General features: G+C 38.6%; 16 protein-coding genes. 7 read left to right on the top strand and 9 right to left on the bottom strand.

The annotated features are described in order from the left end of the window. Positions 1-115 precede the first annotated feature (115 nt). The 4 genes from H6G69_RS01720 (at position 116) to H6G69_RS01705 (ending at position 2,850) form a co-directional block, all read left to right on the top strand. Positions 116-670, top strand: a complete 555-nt coding sequence (locus H6G69_RS01720) for an acireductone dioxygenase (RefSeq protein WP_190680908.1) — start codon at positions 116-118, stop codon at positions 668-670. A 39-nt stretch (positions 671-709) separates the two neighbouring features. Further along, a complete protein-coding gene (locus H6G69_RS01715; protein WP_190680907.1) occupies positions 710-1,351 on the top strand; it encodes an HAD-IB family phosphatase in 642 nt (213 codons plus the stop codon). Further along, a complete protein-coding gene (gene mtnB, locus H6G69_RS01710) occupies positions 1,330-1,959 on the top strand; it encodes a methylthioribulose 1-phosphate dehydratase (RefSeq protein ID WP_190680905.1) in 630 nt (209 codons plus the stop codon). The genes H6G69_RS01715 and mtnB overlap by 22 nt, the downstream gene beginning before the upstream one ends. A 195-nt stretch (positions 1,960-2,154) precedes the next feature. Beyond that, a complete protein-coding gene (locus H6G69_RS01705) occupies positions 2,155-2,850 on the top strand; it encodes a class I SAM-dependent methyltransferase (protein WP_190680903.1) in 696 nt (231 codons plus the stop codon). A 100-nt stretch (positions 2,851-2,950) separates the two neighbouring features. Here the strand turns inward: H6G69_RS01705 and H6G69_RS01700 are convergent, their stop codons facing one another. Continuing rightward, positions 2,951-3,112 (bottom strand): CopG family transcriptional regulator, encoded by a 162-nt coding sequence (locus tag H6G69_RS01700; RefSeq protein WP_313950112.1) that lies wholly within the window; start codon positions 3,110-3,112, stop codon positions 2,951-2,953. Between the two features lie 1,092 nt (positions 3,113-4,204). Between H6G69_RS01700 and H6G69_RS01695 the strand changes: the two genes are divergently transcribed. From H6G69_RS01695 to H6G69_RS01685, 3 genes are all read left to right on the top strand, one after another. Beyond that, positions 4,205-4,771, top strand: a complete 567-nt coding sequence (locus H6G69_RS01695) for a heme NO-binding domain-containing protein (protein ID WP_190681190.1) — start codon at positions 4,205-4,207, stop codon at positions 4,769-4,771. Beyond that, complete coding sequence (locus tag H6G69_RS01690) at positions 4,764-8,660, top strand: response regulator (protein ID WP_190680899.1); 3,897 nt, start codon at positions 4,764-4,766, stop codon at positions 8,658-8,660. The genes H6G69_RS01695 and H6G69_RS01690 overlap by 8 nt, the downstream gene beginning before the upstream one ends. Positions 8,661-8,721: 61 nt before the next feature. Continuing rightward, positions 8,722-9,900 carry a PP2C family protein-serine/threonine phosphatase gene (locus tag H6G69_RS01685; protein ID WP_190680897.1) on the top strand — a complete coding sequence of 393 codons (1,179 nt, stop codon included), beginning with the start codon at positions 8,722-8,724 and terminating at the stop codon, positions 9,898-9,900. A gap of 345 nt (positions 9,901-10,245) precedes the next feature. Here H6G69_RS01685 and H6G69_RS01680 read toward each other — a convergent pair whose 3' ends face one another. The 8 genes from H6G69_RS01680 to H6G69_RS01645 all read right to left on the bottom strand — a co-directional run bounded on the left by H6G69_RS01680 (position 10,246) and on the right by H6G69_RS01645 (position 25,796). Further along, complete coding sequence (locus tag H6G69_RS01680; RefSeq protein ID WP_190680895.1) at positions 10,246-10,899, bottom strand: glycosyltransferase; 654 nt, start codon at positions 10,897-10,899, stop codon at positions 10,246-10,248. An 83-nt stretch (positions 10,900-10,982) separates the two neighbouring features. Next, positions 10,983-11,537: a polysaccharide pyruvyl transferase family protein gene (locus H6G69_RS01675; protein ID WP_190680893.1), complete on the bottom strand. Its 555-nt coding sequence runs from the start codon at positions 11,535-11,537 to the stop codon at positions 10,983-10,985. A 742-nt stretch (positions 11,538-12,279) separates the two neighbouring features. Then, positions 12,280-13,584 (bottom strand): sensor histidine kinase, encoded by a 1,305-nt coding sequence (locus tag H6G69_RS01670; RefSeq protein WP_190680891.1) that lies wholly within the window; start codon positions 13,582-13,584, stop codon positions 12,280-12,282. Continuing rightward, the gene (locus H6G69_RS01665) at positions 13,581-16,379 is read right to left on the bottom strand and encodes a CHASE2 domain-containing protein (RefSeq protein WP_190680890.1); all 2,799 of its coding nucleotides are present in this window, start codon (positions 16,377-16,379) and stop codon (positions 13,581-13,583) included. The genes H6G69_RS01670 and H6G69_RS01665 overlap by 4 nt, the downstream gene beginning before the upstream one ends. Positions 16,380-16,713: 334 nt before the next feature. Further along, a complete protein-coding gene (locus H6G69_RS01660) occupies positions 16,714-17,766 on the bottom strand; it encodes a DUF928 domain-containing protein (RefSeq protein ID WP_190681188.1) in 1,053 nt (350 codons plus the stop codon). A gap of 189 nt (positions 17,767-17,955) precedes the next feature. Further along, positions 17,956-20,520 (bottom strand): CHAT domain-containing protein, encoded by a 2,565-nt coding sequence (locus H6G69_RS01655; protein WP_190680888.1) that lies wholly within the window; start codon positions 20,518-20,520, stop codon positions 17,956-17,958. 68 nt (positions 20,521-20,588) lie between these two features. Next, positions 20,589-23,162 carry an S-layer family protein gene (locus tag H6G69_RS01650; RefSeq protein WP_242071944.1) on the bottom strand — a complete coding sequence of 858 codons (2,574 nt, stop codon included), beginning with the start codon at positions 23,160-23,162 and terminating at the stop codon, positions 20,589-20,591. Positions 23,163-23,414: 252 nt separating this feature from the next. Then, on the bottom strand, positions 23,415-25,796 hold the full coding sequence (locus H6G69_RS01645) for a type IV pilin-like G/H family protein (protein ID WP_190680884.1): 2,382 nt from the start codon (positions 25,794-25,796) through the stop codon (positions 23,415-23,417). Between the last annotated feature and the right edge of the window lie 545 nt (positions 25,797-26,341).

Genomic DNA, 26,341 nt, shown 5'->3' with positions numbered 1-26,341 from the left:
TGCAAACCAACTGCTGTGCAAATAAGATGGCTATATGTGCAGTTAAATCTTGCAAAAATTCTCCCTGAATTTACAAAACACAAAATCTCAACGCAGCTTTTTTTGGATTACCACAATGGCAATTTTAAAACTAGAAAATGGAACTTTGTACACTGATTTAAATCAAATTATCCAAGAATTAGCACCTCTCAATATTCAAATTAATCGCTGGAATATCCCAAACAATCCTGAATTACAAAGCTTATTAGCAAATTCCAGCCTGAATGAAGATGAAAAAGAACAAGTACTCAAAACTTTAGACAGTTACTTTGAACAACTGCAACAAACAGCAGGCTATCAATCTCGTGATTTGATTGTTCTTCATCCGCTAATTGATCATCTTGATGAATTAATGGCCAAGTTTGACCAAATTCATACCCATGCAGATGATGAAGTTCGCTACGTCATTGATGGCGAAGCAATTTTTGGTTTTGTACGCCCTGATGGGACTCAAGTAGAACTTACAGTACAACCAGAAGAATATATTAACGTCCCAGCCGGAACCGAGCATTGGTTTTATCTCACCCCAGCAAAGCGAGTCAAAGCAATACGTTATTTCATCACCACAGATGGTTGGACACCACAATACACAGGAAGAGAAATTCGCACTCGTCAACCTCTAGTAAGGTAAATTAAAAAAATTCATCCAAATATAGAGTCAATATAACCAGTGAAGCGAATTGTTTTTTGTGACTTTGACGGCACTATTACAGTTGAGGAAACTTTCGTTGCGGTTTTGCAGAAATTTGCACCAGAAGTTGCCGCAAAGTTAATACCTGAAATGTATGCGAAAAGGCTGTCACTCCGAGCAGGAGTAAAGCAAATATTACAATCAATTCCCTCTGCCAGCTATGCAGACATCATTGAATTTACCCAACCACAATTAATTCGTCCTGGATTTGTAGAATTGTTAGATTTTTTAGATTTTCAAGGAGTGCCATTAATCGTAATTTCTGGTGGTTTGAGGGGAATGGTAGAAATTGTTTTAGATAAACTAGTGCAGAGAGTAAGTAATATTTATGCTGTAGATGTTGATACTAGCGGTACTTATTTAAAAGTAATTTCTCCATACGAAGGAGATACAGAACTTGTCGCCAAGGTGCAGGTTATGGATAAGTACCCAGCAGATGAAAAAATAGCTATTGGTGACTCCCTCACTGATTTAAATATGGGCTTGCAAGCTTCTGTTGTTTTTGCCCGCTCTCCCTTAACAAGATATTTAGATGAACATCAAAAACCCTATATTCCTTGGAATGATTTTTTAGAAATCCGCGATTATTTAGCGAAATCATGGAGTTTAACTCAAACATAACAGATCCTCGCTCTTCACTAATTGCCACGGCAAGGTATTTTTACCAAAAAGGTTGGATGGTAGGTACTGCTGGCAATCTTTCTGCTCGATTAGCTGATGGTAGTTTTTGGATTACTGCCAGTGGTAAATCTAAAGGTGAGTTATTGCTCAACGATTTTGTTTGCATTACATCTGATGGTAAAGTAAAACCATCAAGTCTCCAGATAAAACCCTCAGCAGAAACAGTTATTCATCAATTAATTTACAACCTGTTTCCTCAATCACAAGCTTGTTATCACATACATTCGATTGAAAGCAATTTAGTTTCTCGTTTTGTTGAAGGTGATACCCTACCTTTACCTCCTTTGGAAATGCTTAAAGGTTTGGGAATTTGGCAAGAAAACCCTTCTTGTGTAATCCCAATTTTTACCAATCATTTCCAAGTTTCCCAAATTGCTGTTGATATTGAAAAACGCTTTGCCTTAGCTGCACCACAAATATCTGCATTACTAATTCGAGATCATGGTCTGACAGTTTGGGCCGGTTCTCTGGAAACTGCTAGGAACTATATTGAGTTATTAGACTACATTTTTCGCTACATGGTTGCTGCTGCTAGACTAGGTATGTAGTGGCGTGGCAAGGCTAAAATGTTGCAAAAAAATTGTAGGTTTGGTGAAGCGGAGCGTAACCCAAAAAAATTCTGAAAGTGTTGGGTTTCACTGCGTTACACCCAACCTACCTTTAATGCACTATTTTAGTCTAGACAGTCCAGTAGTATGATTGGCCTGTAAACCGTTATTATCTGAGAATTGACAACTTATCTGATGAATATTCAAGAAGCCTTTAATAAATCCGCAGCAGATTATGATAGTTTGCGCCGACTGTTAATCCCTTGTTTTGATGATTTTTATCAAACAGCAGTTGAAATTATTCCTAGCCATGAATTAGCACCACTGAAGGTTTTAGATTTAGGTGCTGGTACTGGACTTTACTCCGGTATGGTGCAATCAATATTTCCTCAAGCAGAATTTACCTTAGTAGATTTAGCCGTGGAAATGCTAGATAAGGCTAAATCGAGATTTAGCAAAATGGGTAAAGTCCCTCAAATTTTAGTTGCTAACTATTTAGAAGTTGATTTGAGTGACACCTACGATCTTGTGATCTCAGCCTTATCCATTCACCACTTATCAGATTCTGATAAGCAGCGTTTATATCATAAAATTTACAATGCTTTGGCTCCAGGAGGGATGTTTGTGAATGCCGATCAAGTGTTAGGCAAAACTACGGCATTAGAACAACTTTATCGTCAAAATTGGTTAAATTCTGTAATTGCTTCGGGAATTTCATCCACAGAATTGCAAGCCGCACAAGAACGGATGAAATACGATCTCATGACACCTCTCGATGTTCAACTGAGTTGGTTAGAAGTCGCAGGTTTTCAAAATGTAGACTGTTGGTACAAAAATTTTAGCTTTGCGGTATTTGGTGGCCATAAACCCGCTCAACTTGACAAAAGTTAATTGATAACTGAGAGAAAGAATGATGAAGTTGGGAGGTGATATATAGAGAGATAGCAGGAAAAAGAGAACGTGGTATGTAATTGTGACTGATTTCAATCTATCAAGCGTTAGTTTCTTTTTCTTCAGTTTTTAAAGAACGAATTAATTCTCGAATCACATCAGTTGCAGGTCTGCCTGTGTGCGAGCAATAGACTTCCAGTTTTTCGGCTTCGGTTGATGTCAAATTAATGGTAATTCGTTTAACAGCCCATTTTTTGTTCACAGTTAATAAAAGCAATATTTGCTAACAACTCTTCAAATATCACTCATCTATCCTGTTAATACAATGATATAAATAATGAGATTAAGTTTAAATAGTTGTAAAGAAAATGTTACTTTCTTAAAAATTAGAGTGAAGAAATGAGGCATTTAGAGCAATATGAATTTTGTCTACTTCAAAACACAAACATTACTCACAGAATGTGAAAACTAGATTATATTCACACAAGCCAATATAAGTATATTAAGCAACTCAATTTGAAGAAGAGACTAAGTTTGTGATGTCAGGCGAGCATAGTTGATCCCAAAGAAATTACTCATTTACAGCCATATCACAAGAACATGTGCACCCAAGTCATAATCTCATCATCCTCCTTGATTTCTCAACCAGGAAGTAAGGCGGGGAAATAAAAAGGAGACTTGTTGAGAATTTCTCCACTAACTGCTAATGACTACGACTTTTCCCTTAGACTCTTTGACAGTCAGTAAAAGCACTCAAATTTATTGAATCAGCAATGAGCGCTAATTAATAGCAGGCTCAAAAGCTAGAGTAAATCTTATGATGACCACTTCACTTGATCAGTCTCATCCCAATAATGTCATTAGAGCAGCTTGCAATATAGCCAGACACAAGGTCTGAAATTTGATGAGTGTCGTTTTACAAGACACAAGTAACTTAAATCAAACCGGATTCTTATCTCATCAAGCCTTGAAGCTAAACTATCAAAACTGTCCTAGGCTAGGTGACTACCGCTATATACAGCGTTTTTCTGTTGAGTGCAGTACAAGTAGATAACGAACATAGGCTAGATGTTAGTAGTTTAGCAAGTCAACTTTAAGGGGTAAAGAAACAAACCACGAAGACGCGAATTACTCAAAGAAAGAGTAAAGAGAGAACTAGAAAATTTGATGCACCTAGCAAAGTTGTATTGGCAGACTACTAAAGTAAATTCCTAAATCAAACCGGATGTCTATAACAGTGAAAATATTTAGATAGCAAGTTATTTTTTTCAGTATTAATACCCAAAGATAAAGGAAGTATCTGGCTTTAAAATTTTTACAAAAGAATATGTACTACATCAAAAGAGCAAACACAATGTATGGTTTAGTTAACAAAGCAATTCAAGATATGGTTTGCGAATATCACGGGGAGGAAACTTGGGAAAGGATTAAACAAAAAGCAGATATTGAGGATATTGACTTTTTTATTGGGATGGATAGTTATTCTGACGATGTTACCTATCGTTTGGTGTCAGCTGCTTGTGAAGTTTTAAATACACCTGCTGATGAAATTCTCCAAGCTTTTGGAGAATATTGGGTGAATTATACGGCAGAAGAAGGATATAAAGAGCTTTTAGCTAGTGCGGGAACATCGTTACCGCAGTTTCTCGAAAATCTTGATAATCTCCATGCTAGGGTTGGTTTAAGTTTTTCGCAACTTCGTCCACCATCTTTTGAGTGTGAACACACTAGCGACAAAACTATGGAACTCCATTACCAATCGACTCGCCAAGGACTGGCCCCAATGGTAATTGGTTTACTCCACGGATTGGGAAAACGTTTTCAGACAAATGTGGATGTTACCCAAGTTAGTTTTCGTGAGCAAGGAGAGACTCACGATATTTTCTCTATAAAATATACAGATTTGCAGTCTGATGACTAATTATAATGCTATCGGGTTAAAGCAGTTTACTCTTAGTGCTGACCAATTTGGAGCGTTGTTTCCCTTCCATCTGGTGGTAGATTGTCAGATGAAGATTGTCCAGGTGGGTGATGTGCTGCAACGCATTCTAGAACCAATGACAATTCTTAATAGTTCTCTAGAAGAACATTTCTCTATTAATCGTCCTAACTGTTCGGTGAATTTTGAAGCTATTTGTCAACAAACTAAATCTCTGTTTCTGCTGCAATCCCTCCACAAAGAAATGCAGCTAAAAGGACAGATAGTATATGTAGAAGATAGCAATTATTTTGTCTTTCTTGGCGCTCCCTGGATTACAGATATTGCAGACCTCAAAAAGTTAGAACTGAGCATTGATGATTTTCCTCTATATGACTCAGTTTCAGATTATCTGTTTCTTTTACAAGCCAAAAATTCCGCGCTCAACGATGCGAAAAAACTCACGACAAAACTCACCGAACAACGAGCTGAATTAAGAGCCACTGCATCTCGACTGAGAACGCTGATTGAAAGTTTACAAGTTGGTGTTTTACTAGAAGACGAAAATCGACACGTAATTCTGGCAAATCAAGAGTTTTGCAGCTTATTTAATATTCCAGTAACTCCAGAAGCTTTACAAGGCATGGATTGTCGTCAAGCATCCGAAGCCAGCAAACAGCTTGTTGCTGACTCAGACAGATTTATCCAACGCTTAGATGAGATTTTGCATCAAGGAGAAATAGTTGTCAATCAAGAATGGCAACTCCAAGATGGGCGAATTTTGGAACAAGATTATGTACCCATTGTGGTAGATAACAAATTTTATGGTCATTTGTGGAAGTATCGTGACATTACCCTGAGAAAACAGTCAGAAATTGACTTGCGGTCGAGCGAGGAACAGTTAAAATTAGCTCTTGATGCAGTAGAAGAAGGGCTGTGGGATTGGAATTTAGCAACTGGAGAAGTTTATCGCAGCCCCCGATGGTACACAATTTTGGGTTACAAACCAGAGGAATTAGATGATGATATTAAAGTTCTCAATAGATTAATTCATCCAGACGACCGACGCTTGATGCGAAAACGGTTGATAGCGCATATTCAGGGTAAGACTCCTTTTTATGAAGCGGAAGCACGCTTTTTAACGAAATCTGGGGAATGGAAGTGGATTTTAGATCGGGGTAAGTTGGTTCAGTGCGACTTCAACAGAAAATTTTTGCGGATGGTAGGAACCCATCTCGATATTACCGAACGCAAACAAGCAGAAGCAGCGTTACAGCAACAGTACCAACGCGCTCTTCTGCTCAAGCAAATCACTGAAGAAATTCGTCAGTCCTTGCAGCTAGAAAAAATTCTTCAGACAACGGTAACGGAAGTGCAGCGGATTTTGCAAGCCGATCGCGTTTTAATCTACCAAATTAACCCTGATGCTTCTGGTAAAGTTGTGCAAGAGGCAGTAACTTCGGGATGGTCTACTACCTTAGATCGGGATATTTACGATCCTTGTTTTTCTAAATATTTATGCTTGTATCGCCAAGGACGAATTAGCGTCATTTCCAATATAGAGCAAGCAGGATTACAACCTTGTCATATAGAGTTTTTGCAACAATTTCAGGTGAAAGCCAATTTAGTAGTCCCGATTTTGGTGCGCGAAGATTTGTGGGGGTTATTAATTGCCCATCAGTGCGATCGCCCCAGACAATGGACTGACATAGAATTGGATCTGCTCAAACATCTAGCCGATCAAATGGGTATTGCTCTGACTCAAGCCCAATTGCTAGCAAAAGAAATTAAACAAGCCAATTTGTTAGTACAGCAAAACCAAGAACTCAGTCTGGCCAAACAAGCGGCTGAAGCTGCCAATATGGCCAAGAGTAATTTTCTCGCCACGATGAGCCATGAAATTCGCACTCCCATGAATGCGATCGTGGGGATGACTGGATTACTTTTGGATACACCCCTCAAACCAGAGCAACTCGACTATGTAGAAACCATCCGTAACAGTGGCGATGCCTTATTAACTATTATTAATGACATTCTCGACTTTTCTAAGATTGAGTCTGGCAATTTAGAGTTAGAAGAACAACCTTTTGATTTGCAAGTTTGCGTTGAAGAAGCCTTAGATTTGCTGGCTCCGCAAGCAGCTTTAAAAGGCATTGAATTGATGTATCAATTCCAACCGCGCACACCAACTTTAATTATTGGTGATATTACCCGCGTACGCCAAATTCTTTGGAATTTAGTCAGCAATGCTGTCAAATTTACCAAGGTTGGACAAGTCATGGTGACAATCTCTGTCCAAAAGATTCATCATCAAAAAACTACAGCTGATGGTCATGTATACTATGATTTTCTGTTTGCTGTTAGTGATACAGGTATTGGCATAGCAAGCGATCGCTTAGATCGACTGTTTAAGCCCTTTAGTCAAGTTGATGCTTCTATGACTCGACGTTATGGTGGTACTGGCCTAGGATTAGCCATTAGCAAACGCCTCAGCGAGATTATGGGAGGCAAAATGTGGGTGGAAAGTGAAACTGGTGTTGGTTCTACTTTCTATTTCACCCTGACGCTACAAGTCGATCCTTCTACTACCGATAGTTTTGGCAACATATATCCAGAGCTTGTTGGCAAGCAATTACTTCTAGCCGCAGATAATGACCAATTAAAGAAATGCTTAATATGGCAACTTCAAAGTTTGGGAGTCATTGTTCAAAGTGTAAAATTAAGTGCTGCTCTCGGCTTAATGCAACAACTCCACTTTGACTTAGCTATCGTAGATATCGATAGCCCTAACCTCAATATCCTTGATTTTACAGCTAAAATTCGGGCTATACCCAGACAGCAGCACTTACCTTTGGTAATGTTAAGTTTTAAGGGCAAGCAAACTTTAGAAGTCAAACAAGTAGCGGCTGAGTTTACTGCCTTTCTGCACAAGCCTGTGCGACATTATCAGTTGCACAATACACTCTTACAAATTATGCGTGGTAGTTGGTCAACTCGACGAGCCGAGGCTAAGATTACCATTCCCTCTTACTCTCGCTTACCGACACCAAATCTGCCAACCATAGATTCCGAGCTTGCCCAAAGTTTGCCACTGAAGATTCTTTTGGTTGAAGATGTTTTGGTCAATCAAAAAATAGCCCTGAAGATGTTGGAGCGCTTAGGTTTTCGGGCTGATGTCGCTAATAATGGGCGTGAAGCTTTAGAAGCATTGCAACGACAACTCTATGATGTTGTGTTGATGGATATTCAAATGCCAGAAATGGATGGTTGGGAAACAACAGTCCGTATTCGTCAGGAATTCTCTCTTCATGCTCAACCCTGGATCATTGCGATGACTGCCCATGCTCGTGCAGAAGATCGCCAAGAATGCTTAAAAGTCGGGATGGATGATTACGTCAGTAAGCCGATTCGGCTGGAAGCACTCGAAGCAGTCTTGAAAAAGTATGATATGCAGCAATATCGAAATTCACAAGGTTCTGAATTAATGGATGAAGCTGAATCTGCATTATCCTCTGCATCTTTAGAATCTGACTTAGAAGAGGTGATTGACCAAAGTTTTTTGCAAGAGCTACAAAATATGGCAGGTAGCGATGGTAAAAAGTTAGTTGCTGAACTCATCCAAGTTTACTTTGAAGATACCCCTAGGCGAATCCAAGCCATTCAAGAAGCCATTGTCTTAAAAGACAAAGTTAAGTTGCAAAAAGCGGCTCATGCTTTGCGATCGCCTAGTGTAAGTATTGGTGCAATTAAGCTAGGAGATATCTGTGAAACTTTAGAAAATACTGCTACAGAGCAATCATTAGAGCAACTTTCTGGAGTAGTTAATCAGTTAGAAAGTGAATATAACAATGTGATTGTCGCTTTAAAAAATATCTATAGTAAGCTTGTTTAATTCTTGACTTAGATTCAATAGCGAAATCATCAGTTTCAAATACAATGAAATCCACATGAATATGTCTGAAATATCTGCATCTCCATTCAAAATTTTAGTCATAGATGATGACCGCATTATCCAACTAGTTTTAAAACAAACTCTGCAAGCTCAAGGATATGAGGTAATTCTGGCTTCTAATGGCCCCGAAGGATTAGAAAAAGCGTATCAGCACCATCCAGCACTGATCATTTCTGACTGGCAAATGGATGAAATGGATGGTTTAGAAGTTTGCCGCAAAATCAAATCTGAACCATCTTTATCAACAACATTTTTTATTTTGTTAACATCGCGCAAGGCTGTAGAAGATAGAGTTGAAGGTTTAGATACTGGTGCAGATGATTTTTTGAGCAAACCAATTGAAGCCAATGAATTAAAAGCTCGCGTCAGAGCAGGATTAAGATTATATCAAACTAATCAAGAACTTCAGAAATTAGCGCAAGACCTACAAACGCAAAAGCAACTTTTAGAAACAGAGTTAGATGAAGCAGCCGATTATGTCAAATCTATTCTTCCTCAGCCTTTGTCAGGATTAATTAATATTAATTCTCGATTTTTACCATCCAGTCAGCTAGGGGGAGATTGTTTTGATTATTATTGGCTAGATGACGATAATTTGATGATATATTTACTTGATGTTTCTGGGCATGGATTAGCTGCGGCTTTACCTTCTATTTCCATACATAATTTATTGCGATCGCGCTCTCTAACCCACGCTAGTCTCTATAATCCATCTGAAGTTTTTCAAAGCTTAAATAAAGCTTTTCAAATGGATAAACAAAATAATCAATACTTCACTATCTGGTATGGAGTTTTTAATCGAATTACGTCTCAGTTAACTTATGCCAGTGCAGGTCATCCCCCGGCTTTATTATTAGCTCCTACAACTAATAGTAGTTTACAAATACAACAATTATTGACTCAAAACTTACCGATTGGAATATATACAGAAAACCAATATTATAATGATGTATGTGAGATTAAATCAGGCAGTAAACTGTATGTTTTTAGCGATGGAGTTTATGAAATTGAAAAGCCTGATGGAAATATGTGGCATCTAGAAAACTTTATCAAATTGCTTACAGAAATTCATCAGCAAGTTACTGATTTAGACTCTATTTTAGAAGCAATTAAAAATGTCACAAATAGTCAAATATTTAACGATGACCGTTCTTTATTAGAAATAAGCTTCAGGCATTAAGCAAAATATTATGTAAGAATTCAGCACCCAGGAGGAGGCAGTGCGGTGAACGGGTTTCCCGGCATAAAGAAAACAGTTGCACAGGAAGGCAATGCTCTCCTTGAGCAGACTGTCGTCAACTGCCGTTCAGAAGTCAATTGATATATTTAATTATGAACTATCCTGAAAGATGTAACGCGATGTGCAACTTATTCTAGAAACCCCTCTCCAAACTTTTTCATCTGCTTGCACTATTTTGTCGGTTATACCGTTACGGGTCAACACACGAATCAATTCGTAAGTCATCAAAACAATAGCTGCAAGTCCATAATCTTCGGCATTCAGAACCGAGTGTATGCAGCACTTTCATGAGGTAACAACCTCTAATGGTTGTGGAGTTGGGCAATGGCTCCTTATTTTTTCTTGATAAGCTTGGGCAATGGTCGCGGCGTGTAGTGACCAACTATAATTTTTCACTTGATTTAACCTGACAGATAGTGATGGTGCAGCTTCTGGATGATTGAGCAAATGATGGATAGTGTCAGCCCAGACTTCCGGCTGACCAACTGGACAGTAGACTGCTGCATTGCCGCCTACTTCTCGCAACACGGGAATATCGCTTACAACTGCTACGCTACCACAAGCTAATGCTTCAATCAAAGGCATTGCAAATCCTTCGGTTTCGCTGGTCATTAATACTATTGCGGCTCGGCGATAAAGTTCTACCAAATCTTGTTGCTCGATTTTGGAGAATAACCGAATACCATGTTGAATTCCCAAGCGTTCGATTCGCGCTTGCATTTCCGGTTCCCATTGGGGGCCGATTCTAACTAACAATAATTCTGGATGATGATACCGTAGACGAGCATAGGTTTCTAGTAAGACATCTAATCGTTTGCGTTGGAGATTGCCACTGATATTTAAGATAAAAGGGCGGTGGCTGATTTGTTGTTGAATGTTGGTTGTCATATGTAAAATCTCTTTACTAAAAGAAAATTCGGGAGAAATTTTTAACGGCATTGGAACTAATTGATTTGGACTGATTAAGTTGAGTTAAATCTTTGCCTTTATTGGAGTAGTACAAATTAAAAGGAACTTTACCACTAGTCAAAAGCACGCAACGAAATCATTGCAGTTGACTCTGGTGGGATATCTAAAGCTGGAAACACCTGTTTTGTCATAATTTTAGCCTGTTCATAGAATGTCAGGCTAAAAACCGCATCAAAAGGCAAAGTTGCCTTGACTGCCGCTTTGGTTAAACGTTGATGGCTTTCAGCATCCCGGACGCAAACAGCAGCCAAGCGGCGCAAGCAAAAAGTTAAAGCCTGAAAACTCCAACTGTGGCAAGAGCGTAGAATTGACTGTCCAAAGAGAAATGTTTTTTGTGAAGATCGCGTTAACTGAACTAAATTGCCGATGAAAGCTGTTGTGATCAAATTTTCCCGGGCGTTATAGAAAATATCGCCGCCTACACTAATATAGGCATCACAACAGCTAATCTCCGGTGCAATTTGCCATCCAGATATTTTCTCTGGTTGTGCATCTGGAAATTGAGCTATAACTTTAGCCTCAGATGCTATGGCAGTTAACGCCAGATAAATTGCTGCATCACCAATATTTGTTGAATAAGTGTTTACCAGCCCAATGGTACATCCCATATGTGATGAACGGAGTTATGAATTCCATAGCTAAGTGACTGGTAGATGCCCCATTGAGATTGACACAGTAAAATGTTTCGTTACCGAAACCGCTGATTTTCCCTGACCCGTGTCTTGGTTATCACTTTTTCAACCAACTAGTAGCTGAGTTAGTGAATGTATTATTTTTATAAACTGTTTTTAGTTATCTTGTCTAACTTTTTGTATAAATTTTTGCAAGATTCATACCTGAATCCAAAAATTAGAGGAAAATAACTAGACTTGGCAAGCAAAAAATCAATGCTTTTTCAGTAATTACACGTAATATTTTTGTAAAATATTTTATTAAATTTTTATTAGAAAAACTAATGACGATGGAAGTAATACAAGGCAGATTATATTTAACTATAGGACTTACGCACAAAGATTGTCTGTGGAGACTGGGTTAATGGGTGTCAGGTGTCGGGTTAATGGGTTTTGGATACATGCACCCTTACACCCCTAAACCCCTAAACCCTTGATTTTTCATTTTCATTGTCCAACTGCCAAATTTGGTTTAAGTATTGTATTGATTCTTTTTCTTTATACCTTTGGTGAGAATTGAGAAATATTAGTCTATTTATACTGGCCGGGATTATTAGTCATGGGCATTGGTTGTCAAGAACCAATTTATCAGCCCAGTAAAAAAATATTAGAAAATAATCAGACATTCAATAATGATAATATGTGCAGAAATACTTAAATAAAACCTAAATTTTACAAGCTAGACAGGCAGAGTAATCATAAATTTAGTTCCCTTGCCCAGCGTTGAAGAGCAAATAATATTACCGTGATGTTTGTCAACAATAATTTGATAGCTAATAGCTAATCCTAGCCCAGTTCCTTTGCCTACAGGCTTAGTAGTAAAAGATTGCTCAAAAATTCTAGCTTGCACTTCACTAGGCATACCCAGGGCATTATCTTCGATACAAATTGTCACTGTTTCTTGCAAGCGATCGCATGATGTAGTAATTGTAATTGTATGAGCTTCTGACTGAATTTTTTCAATATTTGAACGTTTTTCATACAAGTCATCAAAGGCATCAATAGCATTAGCAATAATATTCATAAATACCTGGTTGAGTTGCCCAGGATAACAAGTAATTGGCGGGAGTTCTCCATATTGTGTGAACACCTCAATTTTAGGGCGTTCTCCTTGGTCTTTCAGTCGATGTTTGAGGAGCATGACAGTACTATCAATGCCTTCATGAATATCAAACTTTATCTTAGATGAAATATCAGCACGAGCAAAAGTCCTTAAAGATAAGCTAATATCTTTGAGGCGACCAATTCCTTGGTGCATTGATACCAGAAGTTTTGGTAAATCCTCACTCATATACTCTAAATCAATCTCTTCCACTAGTTCTTCTAATTCAGGATCGGGGTGTGATAGCTTTTGCTGTTGCAGATTAACTAAGCGAAACAAATCCTTCACATACTGCTCGATATATGAGTAGTTTCCACTAATAAAACCAATCGGGTTATTAATTTCATGTCCTATACCCGCAACCAGTTGCCCTAAGGTAGACATTTTCTCGCTTTGGATGAGTTGGAGTTGAGTTTGCTGTAGCTGTTGTAGCGAATGAGTTAATTCTGCGGTGCGTTCTTGCACCCGTTGTTCTAATGTCCGCGTCAGCTGAGAAATTTTGAGATGTAATTTAAGTCGCGCAATTACCTCTTCTTGTTGGAAGGGTTTAGTAATGTAGTCAACTGCACCAATTTCTAGTCCTTTGACTTTATCTGTAGCATCCGACAAAGCAGTCATAAAAATGATGGGGATATTTTGGGTGATATCACTAGCTTTAAGTCTGCGGCAAGTTTCAAATCCATCCAGTCCTGGCATCATCACATCTAAGAGAATCAAATCAGGATGGGCGTATTCTGTTTGTTCAATTGCCGACTCTCCATCAGTTGCCATGAGTGCTTTCCAACCACATCCTTGAATTGCTTCAGATAGCACCTTCAGATTATTTGGGTTATCATCTACCAATAAGATGTGCATTGGTTTTAAACAAGCTTCAGTGATCATTGATGTGACTCCGTGGTGACAAATGATTTTAAGAACTTACGGATTTTGGCAGTTTGAAAGTTTGCTGTGAGTTTACCTAACTCAGTTGCAAAGTTCGTTAACTGACTGTCTTGTTTGACTAGCTCCTTTATAATTCCCTCAATTGCCGCAATATCTCCCATCATGGCCAGATGATATAGCTGTTGCAAAACATCTTGAGATGGCAAAATCAATTCACCATGATGATTTATTGGCTGATTATTGACAGGTGAAAGCTGAAGTTGAGATTGATGATAAATCCAGTCAATTTTGAGTAGCGATTTCAGTGCATTGAATAGTTCATCAATTTGCAAGGGTTTGCTTAAAAAGGCTGTAGCTCCGGCTTCTAAACTGCGTTGCTGATTTTCTTCAAAGACTCTGGCACTAGAAACAATAATGGGAATAGAACTAGTTCGGGGATTTTCTTGTAAGTGAAGCATCAACTCAAAGCCATCCATATTCGGCATAGCTAAATCAAGCATAATTACATCTATTTGATGTTCATTTGCTAGTTTTAGTCCTTGTTTACCGTCAATTGCTTCTAAAGTTTGACAACCAATTTCTTTGAGTAAGCCACTCAACATCGACAGATGATTTTGATCATCATCAACAATTAAAATCTGCGGCGCATTACCTTGAATCCCGACAATTTTTTCATTGTCTGAATTCATGATTTCTGTATTCCAATCATGGGAAATGGGAACTGGTACGCTCAAATCTAGCCAAAATAAACTACCTTCACCTAAACGGCTTTGCACTTGAATTTCGCTACCCATCAAAGCTGCGATTCTTTGGCTAATTGCTAATCCCAAACCAGTACCTTCAGATTTTCTTCCCGCTTCACCTACTTGCTCAAAGGCCAAAAAGATTTTCTGGAGTTGGTCTGGTGACATTCCAATACCTGTATCTTCTATTTGGAAGCGAATCTTGAGATGTCTGATTTCTTCGGTCTCATTTGTCGTCTGCGGCAAATATTGATCAATGACATCTACTTTAAAAGTAACGTTACCACTGTCTGTGAATTTGATTGCATTACCTAGTAAGTTAATCAACACTTGTCGCAGACGTTTTTCATCCACTTTAATTGCAACTGGCAGGGAATTGTCAATTACAATATTGAATCCAATTGCTTTTTGTTCGGCACGAATACTGCAAATCTCCGTAACACTATGTAAGAAAGTACGCAAATTGACAACAGTGGGAAATAATTCTAATTTTCGCGCTTCGATTTTCGACAGATCCAGAATGTCATTGATCAACATCAACAAATGAGAGCCACATTGGTAAATGATACTAACACCTTCACGATTTTTTTCGGTTAAATCTGGCGATAGTTCTAGCACTTGAGCAAAACCCAGAATGCCATTGAGTGGTGTACGTAGCTCATGGCTCATATTAGCTAAAAATTCACTTTTAGCTTCGTTAGCGGCATCAGCAGCTTGCTTTGCTTCCCACAATTCACGAGTGCGTTCTTCTACTTTGAATTCTAAAGTTTTGGAATAATCTAGTAGTTGACCATTGGCAATTTCTAGCTGCCGATTTGCTTCTTCTAACTTCTGTTGTTTATTGGCATTTGTTGTGGCAATGACGCTACTAATAAATGCAGCTAAGGTAGGTGTGATCGGAATTAACATGCCCGATAAAAACATTCCATAGCCGCCACCAAGCAATAAGCCATTGATGCCAACACTTGCCCAAAGAATTTTGCCACCTGGAATCTTTCGCTGAGTACGCAAATTTGCTAAATACCAACTGCCACCAGCACCAATCCAAGACCACAAAATAATCCACAATGAAGTATTTATTCCAGAAATACCTTGCAAATTCGCTTTTCCGGTTCTTGCGCCTTGGACTATTTGATGGGCAATATTGGCATGAATTAATACGCCAGCTGTAGGCTTTTGAGCAGAAACCAAGGAAGAACTAAAAGGTGTGCTAAAAAAGTCATTGGTACTGGCAGCAGTTGAACCAATAAACACCATGCGATCGCGCATCAAATTTGCCGGAATTTTGCCTGCCAACACATCGCGCATTGTCACTGTACGAAATGCGGTTTCTGCACCATACCAATTGAGCAAAATTTGATAGCCGCCTACATCAGTATCAGAATAACCAGCTTCTTGATTTTGTAGTGGTAAGTAAACTTGCTTACCTAGTCGAAACTTTTGTTGTTTTTCATCAACAGCTTCTAAGCTAATTTTTTCGGCTTCTAGATACTTCAGTGCGATAACAGTTGCTAGTCCTGCTTTAATTTTTCCTTCTTGTTTAGCATCAGTGGCGGTCAGTAAGGCTCGACGGATATGGCGATCGCCATCTAACACCAAATCAGCTAATCCTACTTGATCGAGTTTTTGTAATTCTGGTGGAGGATTGACACGCTCTCCAGTAATTTTTTCAACGCCAATCAAATTAGGAGTGCTACGGAAAATCTTGACAAGTTCTTCATGTCCCTTGCCTTCTGGTAAATCTCGATAAAGATCCAAGCCAATGGCGCGGGGTTGTTGCGATCGGATTTTGGCGATTAATTGTGCTAGTGACCAATCTGGAATTGGCCATTTCCCGACAGATTGAATATCGTTTTCATCTATTGTGACAATTACAATGTCTTTAGCTATAGTGTTTTGCGCTCTCTGTCGCACCCATTCATCACGCAGTTTCCACTCAGGCAAGTTAAAAAGTCCTAATGAGTTTCCAATTATAACGATGAGAGCAACGCTGGGAGTAATAACCAAAACACTCCGAGAACGTTGAATGAATACTTGGAATTTACGCCACATAAATTTTGCTAGAGGCTTGAAGTTCAAATAATATTTACTCAACTTACGTACCAGCCAGAAATCAACAAATCGCAAAGCCGGACATCAGCAAGGTGTGGGAACTGCCTGAAAATGGTGGAATTAGGTTTTAAGCAGATGATAGAGTGAAAATTTTTTTGCTGTCTAAGTTTGTGTATCTATCAATGTTATAACTGCTTTGGTGATTCCTATCAAAGGTTTTTACGTAAGTTTTAATTGAATGAATATTTGTCAGCCTCAATCACACTTATTTCGGATTTGTCATGAGAAAATAGGGAACAGCCAAAAAATTAACTATTCCCCATTTCCCCAGTATTTAATTAGTTGATGCGACTAAAGGAACTGTTGCAATATCCTTTAAGCTCACCGAAGAAAGCAGTTCTTCCCATTGCTGAATCAGCTGCACATTTTGAGGTTGAGTAGTGTGCAGCAGAGCCATTGTTGCTACACAGTCATACCATACCCCATTTTTACCGAAAGCAACTGCGCGTTTGAGAGCATCTTCCTCTTGCATTTGTGTTGCTAATTCGGCATTAGGTTGAATACGCTCAATCCAACCATCAACATAAGGTGTACTGGGATTAAGTACTCCGTCTACTTTCAGAGCCAAGAACCATTGATAGTTTTTGCCAACCGCTAAAGCTGGTGCATCTGCGGGTAATTTGATGGGGATAACTCCAGCTTTGGCGGGAACATTAATGGTCATTTGATACTGTGTGTTACCAGCTTCATCTTTGAGGCTGAACACAGCTTCTTGTGCATTAGAAGTAGGGAGATATACCAAAATTGTGGGGCGTTCCGAAACTGTTGTGCCATAAAAACTTTCTGGCAAAACTGCGATTAGGGCTGCTGGCCCTGATGCAGCTACAGTCGAAGGATTCAAGTAGTAAGTACCAAGACGGGAAGCACCTCCAGATGCTTGTTCGGGAATACTACTACCTTTTTTAGGGGTAAAAAGATTGCCACGAGATGCGCCTGCAGATGCTTGTTCGGGAGTACTATTACCTTTTTTAGGGGTAAAAAGATTGCCACGAGATGCACCTCCAGATGCTTGTTGAGGAGCATTGTTACTTTGCTTCGGAGTAAAAAGATTCCCGCGAGATGCACCACCAGATGCTTGTCTAGGTGCATTGTTACTTTGTTTTGGGGTAAAGATGTTACCGCGAGAAGCTCCTCCTGTTGACTGTTTAGGTGCGCTGTTACTTTGTTTTGGGATAAAGATGCTACCGCGAGAAGCTCCTCCTGTTGACTGTGTAGGCGCGGTGTTTTTGACAGGAGGTGTAAATGTAACAGCATAGGCACTAGCCCATGCACTGCTAGCAATGAGAGCAATGATACTCAATGTACTAGCTAGATATTGGCTTTTCATCATCCTTGACCTCATTTCATTAAATGGTAATGGAAAATACTCAAACAATCACTGTGTCAATAATTCATTGATGCTGCTAAACCATATGCAAATTGGCGAATACTACTAGCTTTTATATCTGAATATCGGTCAAAATTGTATAAAAAAAGCGTTTTTTTTAACGCTTTCTATGATAGTGATATTACGTAATTATGACCAATTGCCAACTAAAACAAAGGCAGACCAAAAGAAAGGATCTCGAAAATCTGTTTGGCGAATCATGTTGATTTGTGCTTGTCTTAGGGCTTCAGCTTTAGTGATTTTGGGTTGCCGTAGTTGGTCATAGAAACGAGTCATCAGCATCTGGGCTGCTTTATCTTTGACAGGCCAAAGTGTCGCAACAGTAGAACGAGCGCCGGATTTAACGGCTAAACCAGCTAATCCCAGTGCGGCTCGATCATCACCACTAGCCGTATCACAGGCACTTAAGACTAATAATTCGATCGCTTTTGCTGAATTACCACTACGATTTTTCAGAAGTTCAGACAATTCTTTCACGTTCACTTGTCCATCCCACGTAAGTAAGAAAGTATCTTCGAGACGAGAGCTAAATTGTCCGTGGGTTGCTAAGTGGACAATATTTGCTTTTCCTAATTTGACGCGATCTGCTAGGGCTTGACTGGTAAATTGTTGATTGAGTAAGAACGATGATGGAATTTTTTTAGAGATTTGTTTAACTTCTGATTCCACAGCAGGCAAGGCACTAAAGCCAGCACGAGATTCACTGATACCACCAATAACTGCGTCAATTTGCTTTTGTTGGAGCGATCGCGCCGCCATCAGTTGTAAGCCTGGTGAGAGGGCAACTGCATACTTCTCAATTAAATATTGCTTACCGTCGTACAAAGCTGCCATTGGAATGTTTCGCAATCGACCATCTAAGACAAACACTAGGGTTTTAGTGTCTTTAAAGGCTTGATCTGCTTCTGCTGGGCGAATCAGCCAGTCATAAATCTCCTGGGACAATTGATCTCGAAGTTTAGAGTTAGAGACTGGATTGAGTGCAATTAAGAATTGGTCTAGAGTTTGCTCAATTTCTGTTTGAGATTTGGAAGTGGCATAATAACGCAGTGGTTTTCCTGCTTGGGAGAAAATGATGCCCAAGCGATCGCTTAAAATAATCGGGTAAATAATTGTTGCTGTAGGGTCTACTTTGTCTATTTGTTGTGCTTTATCTAAACAAGCTTCACGGAAAAAGTTATCAAGTTCGGCAATTTGCAGTGACTCAATCAATTCGCGCGCTTGGGTTAATGCCGCTTGAGTAGGTTGTTCATCTAGCAATAAACTTACTAGTTCCCGATACACAGGCTCAACACTTTCTCGAAAAGAAAATTGCACATCTGGGTTGACTGCAACCATATCTCCTCGGAGTGCTTTTAATGATTTGACTGCTTCTGTATAAGCTTTAATGGCTTCTGAATGTTTGCCTTGTTGTTTAGACAATTTGCCTACTTGCCATGCTGATTGCGCGATTAAATCATCTGCTTGGAGTTGACGGGCAATATTCAGGGATTTTTCCGCTAGTCGCTGTGCATCAGACCACTGTTTTGTATGGCTGTATAGTTGTGACCATTCATGGAGTGCGTAGGCTTCAGCGCTGCCATCCTGAAGTTTTTGGGCAGATTTAACTGTGTCTGCCATTAATTGTGCTGACTCTTGACTTGGTAAGATTTGATCTGGATTTTTTAACCGATTCAAGGTGGCAACAAAATTAATCGCTGCACCAAGGGAAGTATGACTAGGTGGTAGTTCTGATAACTGCTGTCGTAATTGTGGTGCTAGGGGAATAGCATATTCGAGTTTGTCGTAGTCTACTAATAATTTGAACCGAGCTAGTCGCGCTTGCAAAGCTTCATTGGGGTTTGTTGCGGCGGTTTCTGCATCTTCAAAGTAATTTAAGGCGGCTTCTGGGTCTTTAAAGTCAGAAGCAACTTTTCCTAAACTTGCCAGAATCGAACTTAACTGAGTTTGAGCTTGAATTTGCTTGGCTGCGGCTAAACTTTGTTCTAATACTTGCTGACTGTTGTGATCACCAATGGCGTGCAAAGCTAAACCAAGCGATCGCAATCCACTCACTTTGATTTCGGAATCTGGCATTGCTATCAGCTTTTGCACTAAGGCTTCTAACTGTTGTTTTGAACGACGATAAAATCCTAAACTTTGTAAGGCTTGTGCTTGGTTAATTTGACTACCTAAACTGCCAATTTTATCCCCTGCCTGCTCATAATATTTTTGAGCTTGTTGCCAAATTTCTAGGGCTGTTTCTGCTTTATCTGTACGTAGTTTTAAATTCGCCTGAGTATTCAGTATTTGCGCCCAAATAATAGCATTAGCAGAAGGCTGAGAACTTTGTAAAATCTTTACACTTTCTTCGATAGACTTTTGTGCAGCTTCCCATTGATTGAGTTCTTGTTGTGCTAATGACAAATAGCTCAAACTGACGGCTTCGTTAACGCGATCGCCTTGTTGATGGTAATTTTGTACTGCCATCTGCCAAGCGTTCACTGCTTCTGCAAAGCTACCTGACTGGTAAAATTGTCGTCCCTGTTCTAGCCAATTGGTAGATTCTGTAGTTGAGATGACATTGAGACTAGCCAGAGAATTAGTCGATACTGGTCGAGATGCTTGAGCAGGTGTGATTGTGACTGCTAAACACAAACTTAAAATACTCAAACTGAGATATAGCCAACGACGTTGTTTTCTGCGGAAATTCATAGGTAGTTATAGGTTAAGAGGTAAGAGAAAAATTATGGCGATCGCTTGTCCAAAATGTATGCAGGAAATTAATTTTGTAAAAGCGCATTACAAGTTAATTGCGGATTGATATTTGTAGGTGATTGAGGAGCGACAAGCTCAATTTGTCCTTGAGGATTACGCCGCCAAGAAGTTGCTTGGGTCAGCACTTGTAAAGTAGGAGGTGCTTGTGCATTGATACTGCCAGATTTGCCAAATGTGGTCAGATTGCGGACATCAGACCAAATGCGATCGCTATTAATTTCTTGAGTCGGATTTTGTGGTATTCCACCGCGTCCTATAGCGACAAAACTACTACCTTGATTGCTATCACAACCATTTGCTATTTGCTGCGATTGATCAGTGACATTAGCGGGTAATTCTACTAAACCAGAATTGGGGTCAACACCAACATTATTCACTTCGACTGTCCCATTTACCCCAAATTCAGAACTGGCAGTAATATCATTTTCTGGAGTGAGTTGCGAACGATATGCTAACCCGATAATTCCCTGAGTGGTAATTTGAATATTACCGCCACGACCTTGAATCGCATTGGCAATAATATCACTATCTTCTAAACCAACAATGATGGGTGCATTAAGATTGATATTGCCTCCAGTAGAATTACCACTGGCATTGGCACTAATTTTGCTACCATGTCGCAGCAATAACACATCATCTAGTTGCAGTTGAATATTTCCCTGACTGCCACCATTCACTTCAGAACGTAAGCCAGCGCCATTATCCAAGAAAAGCTGACGAGCATTCAAATTCAGATTCCCGGCATCGCCTGTGCCTATATTACTGACAGAGATTTGAGCATTATCACGGATGTGTACTGTATCAGCTTGAATATTTACAGAACCTGCGGCAAAGTTAGTTACTGAAGATGCGGCAATGCTACTGGGTAAAATCTGACCATTACTTAAGGGCTGAGATATACCCTGCACATCAAGATTTTTCACTTGTAAGTTAATACCGCCAGCATTTCCCTGACCTTGTGTTGAGGAAGTGATTTGACCACCGTGGAAGACTCTTAAGTTATCTGCGGTTAAATTAATAGTGCCACCAACGCCAACTACATTTTTACCTACAGAGGTATTAATGCCAGTCACTAACCCACTCAAAGGTTCAATAACTGAGTCACTGACAGCCACATCTGTAGCTCGGATAGTAATATTTCCTGCAGTACCATTTCCCGCTAAGGTACTGCGAATTGAACCACCATTGCTCACCTGCAATCTGCCCGTTTCAATGACGATATTTCCTCCTTGACCTGCTCCCGATTGCTGGACAGAATTTGTCACTCCAGAAGCTAGGGAATTTTGGCCAACAGTTTTACCTGCAATTTCAAAACTCTCGGTTGCTCGAATAGAAATATTTCCAGTTCTGCCCGTAGCTGTTAATTGACCACCAAATAAATCGGAAGAAATCAGTCCACCATCAACTGTACGTAGTCGATTTGTTTCAATGGTGATGTTGCCACCGATATTATTCATCCCGCTAGAAACAGTATTAATGTCAGTAGGCGAGACTAAATTACGGTTAGGAATAGTATTAGTACCTGTCAACTCTATATCGGTAGCGCGGATATAAATATCCCCTGTTCTAGAGTTGTTACCCCTAGTTGTAGATTGAAGCGATGCACCATTAGTAATGCGTAAACTTCCTGTTTCAATTACCACATCTCCAGCACGACCAGTACTTGAGGCACTAACAGAAGTGCCAAGGGAAGTCCTGGATCTTCCTGAAGTAGATGCTCCCAATATCTCAACAAAATCTGTGGTGCTAACAATAATTCCTTTCCCTTGACCACCGGAAGTACTGGAACTAATGTTTGACCCATCTTGTAAGGTCAAACCCCGCCCACGAATATTGATAGCACCACCATTAGTTCCATTGGTGTTAATCGATGAGACTTTTTGCAAAGTAATCGTACCCCAATCAGGTGTATTAGCTATGCTCGTCAATTGCCAGCCTGTTTGATGATCAATTTTGATCTCAGCATTTCGCACCGCCCATAACTCTACCCGCCCATCAGGAGCCGTTAGTCTGGCTTCTGTCAGATCAATTTGACTCCCAACTAACGCCAACGTTTGCTTAGTCGGAACTTGTAATTGTCCTTGTATTTGGATGCCTCCGGCATTAGATCCCAGTTGTAAACCAACAGGTACGCTTATGGTTAACACAGGAGTTTGAGTGATGTCAGTGTTGAACTCTTTCCCATCTGCAAATTTAATTGTGTTGGCTGTTGTCCCAATAAAAGAACCAGCAATACTCAAATGGGCATTTTTACCAAAAATAATCCCGGCTGGGTTGAGTAAGAATAAATTGGCATTAGCGTTGATAGTTCCGTCAATGTAGGAAATACTATTGCCAGTAACGCGACTAAAAATATTTTGAATACCGGATGTAGTTTGGAAGAATACAGAAACGTTGCGAGGAATAGAGAATTGGCTGAAGCTATGGAATAAATTATTACCAACAATAGTGCCACCAGTAATCTGAAGAGGGTTACTGCTACTGACATTGGTTTTAAGAGTTCCATCAGGCTGTATTTGAGCCAGAGTAGGACTGTTGCTCAATAAGATAAATCCTAATGGCAAGAGTGTCGAATTCAAGAGTATTTGATTCACCCAACCCATGAAGTGAAGACTCCCTTTATAAACTAGTCACCGTCTGTACTCTATGTTTAGTATTCCCACAATGACCTAGTTTTTAACTCTACTAGTATAAAAAAGGGAGTAGGGAGTAGGGAATTAGTATTGCTGACAAGTCTAGGTTTTTGACTTTCTACCGCAACACAATTGATTTGAGGTGTAGGGGTGTAAGGGTTTTGCATACATACACTCCTACAATTTTTTCCTAACCTATTATCGATTATCAAATTTACCTGTGTAAGTAAGTGGTGATTGCCCAATTTGAGATTGCCAAATTGGCTGTTTATTAAGATAAATAAACCATTTACCGTCAGCCGCAGATTTATATAGCCATTTATGACCTAGACAGATATTTGATGGCATTTCAGCTAGCGAACTTGGTAAGGCTTTTTTTTGGGAAATAGTTGCTTTTACTTGTAGGGCTTTTTGTAGCATTTCTGATGCTAACATTAAATGATGAGCTTTTAGAACTTCTTTAATGTAGCTTGGTTTAATAATATTCTGTTGAGAAAGATACGGTTTTTCTAATTCTTGTAAATTGAGCGAACAAAGATTATCTTTTTTCTGTTCAATGTCTGTGGTAAACGCTTGGTTTAGTTGATATGTATTTACTCCATACCAATTACGATATAACTGAGATAATGGTGTATCTTTTTCTGGAGTAATAATTTTATCTAAACCTTGTAATTGAAAAAAAGCTTCAGTATTTAATGCTACAAGCATCGCTTTTGTATAGTCTTTTGTTAGTAATCGCTGTTGCCAAACTACAGGTAGATTATCAATTTTAACCAGTACGCGGAGTTGCGATCGCCTAATAATTACATTCACCAATTGACCTATTAAAGATGGTTCGTCTTGTAATGATTCACTGAGTTGCCAAGATGCTTCTAAAGATTGCAGCATCTGTTGGGTATTTCCTTGCTGATGTTTATCTAAAATATCAATTATTAATAAACGTTGTAAATTTACCATCCCGATATAGCTAGGAATGGTAGCCTGAAAGTCTCCTTCTTTAATCCACTTATAATCTAATCCCCAGCGTGGTATTTCACTATTTAATAGCAAGTTACGAATAGTAGCGATCGCAGTTGTATTTTTATTTATATAACTTCGTAGTTGCTTAGGTAAATTTTTATTAAAATCTGGTGATTGTTCATCAAAATACTCTTGTAATAATTCGGAAATTTCTCCAAAAGCTTTCATGTTCTTTTCAGATATTTTCAACTCTTGGCTAGGTACAGTCAAAATATTGAACCCTAATTGTAAAGCTCCTACTTCTTGAATTTTTTTGGCTGTACTGTTAGTCTCTAATTTATAATTCTCAAACAAAGCATACATCTTGGATTGTATTGTTCTTTTTTGTCCTAATAAAGATGGTTTTGCTACTTCTAAAATAGGATTAATTTTCTGAAAAAATGTATCTGCAATTGGATTGTAGCTACGTTCTGCATTCATCTCAGTCAAAATATCATATTCAGTAATTCCCAAAACTTCTAAAGCTAAAAAATACTTTTGTAGAGATTCGAGATATTTACCTTCTTTAGCCAAGTTATCAGCAATTTGTAAAATCTGAATTTTTTGGGGTTTATTAATTTCGCTCATTTCAGCCTGATACTTTTTAAAGCTTTCAAGTTCTTGGCTGATCACTGTTGCTTCTTCTGAATTAAGACTGACTTTAACAAAATTTTGAGGACAAGTCAGTAAACCATTCGGAGGAAGATTGTTTAATTGTGTTAAATCTAGAGAAGCTTGTGCTGATATTTCACAAACAATAGAGTCTAGCTGTTTTATTTTAGATTGATTAGGTCTAACTATTCCAATATAACTTTTTTGTTGTTGTTGAGGAAATGGTACTATTGTAATAATTCCATTTTGTATACTTTTGAGCGGTAAAAACTTGATTTTTAAGTCTTGATCTGAAGCATATTTATTTATAGAAAAACCAAAAAGCTCATCAACGTTATCTGTAAATACTTGATGGCGATAATAATATTCCTGCTGTAGAGAATTGAGCATACTTACTATTAATTTTTGCTCTTTTTCTTTTTCTGAATTTCCAGATACGTTAGCTTCATTTTCACTCAGTTCTAATTTTCTAAAACCAGCAGGGCATTCAACTCCTTGATTTTTTAAAAATTTAGTTGGTAATTTAGGAACTATTAATTGATTTTGCTCACTTTCACATAGAGTTGAGATAGTAATTGCCTCATTTGCATCTGTTATAGTGAAAACAACAAAATTAATATAAGTCCGCGAGTTTTTCTGTTGTGGCAATAGTACATTCATGGCAATTTTTTTAGCTGCTTTATCAGTAAATATTTGCCATTTATAACCAGAAACACCATTTTCTACAGTATTATATAAACCTAATTTTTTAAGTTGATTTGCAAAAAATTGATTTTCCAAGTAATATGATTGTTGGGCGCGTCCAACTGAAACTAAGTTTGATAAAATTTGCTTTTTTAAATCTGTCTCTTGTGTAGATGTTGGTTGAGATTGCTGATTATTAATAATGCTTGCATTAACATTTGATGTTGCAGTTAAACAACAAATTAGGGTGATGCTAGATAATAAACTAAGTAAAGATAATTTCATTGATTTCCTACACTGATTTTGTTGATAATAGTTAATTTTTTATACCAAATTGAATATAGATAGTCTTGATTTAAGTTTTTTAGGACTCACCCATGACAACAAAAAATCCACAGGATGTATAGGTGTGTGGATATAGGTTTTCAAAATCCCTAAACCGTTACACCTAGACTCAAGCGATAATTTTTGCGCGTTAGTCCTGCTTCTAAAATCCAAAATTAGTATTATTACCTGTTATAGAGTGTCTGAACTAATAACTACATCCCTAACATTACTTAAAATGTTGGATGAAGCTCTAAGACTCCTCTTGAATTTTTGAAAAAACCACCTATTTTTAATAATTCTTGTTTTATCTAGAGTCAGTAATTAATTTTTTGGCACAGTGGTGCAGATTAATGATAATTGCATATTGTTAGACGAATGAGTTTTTACAAGCTTTATCAAAACAGAATACATCCGTCAGTCGTCAGAATTATCCAATTGAATTGGAGTGCAAAGCCGCGGATGAATAAATGGTTTTAAGACTCCTACTAAATCAAAGATTTAGT

It is taken from the genome of Nostoc sp. FACHB-110 (assembly GCF_014697425.1).
In the GTDB taxonomy this organism is placed as follows: Bacteria; Cyanobacteriota; Cyanobacteriia; order Cyanobacteriales; family Nostocaceae; genus Nostoc_B.
This window is presented reverse-complemented; position numbering and strand designations above follow the sequence as displayed.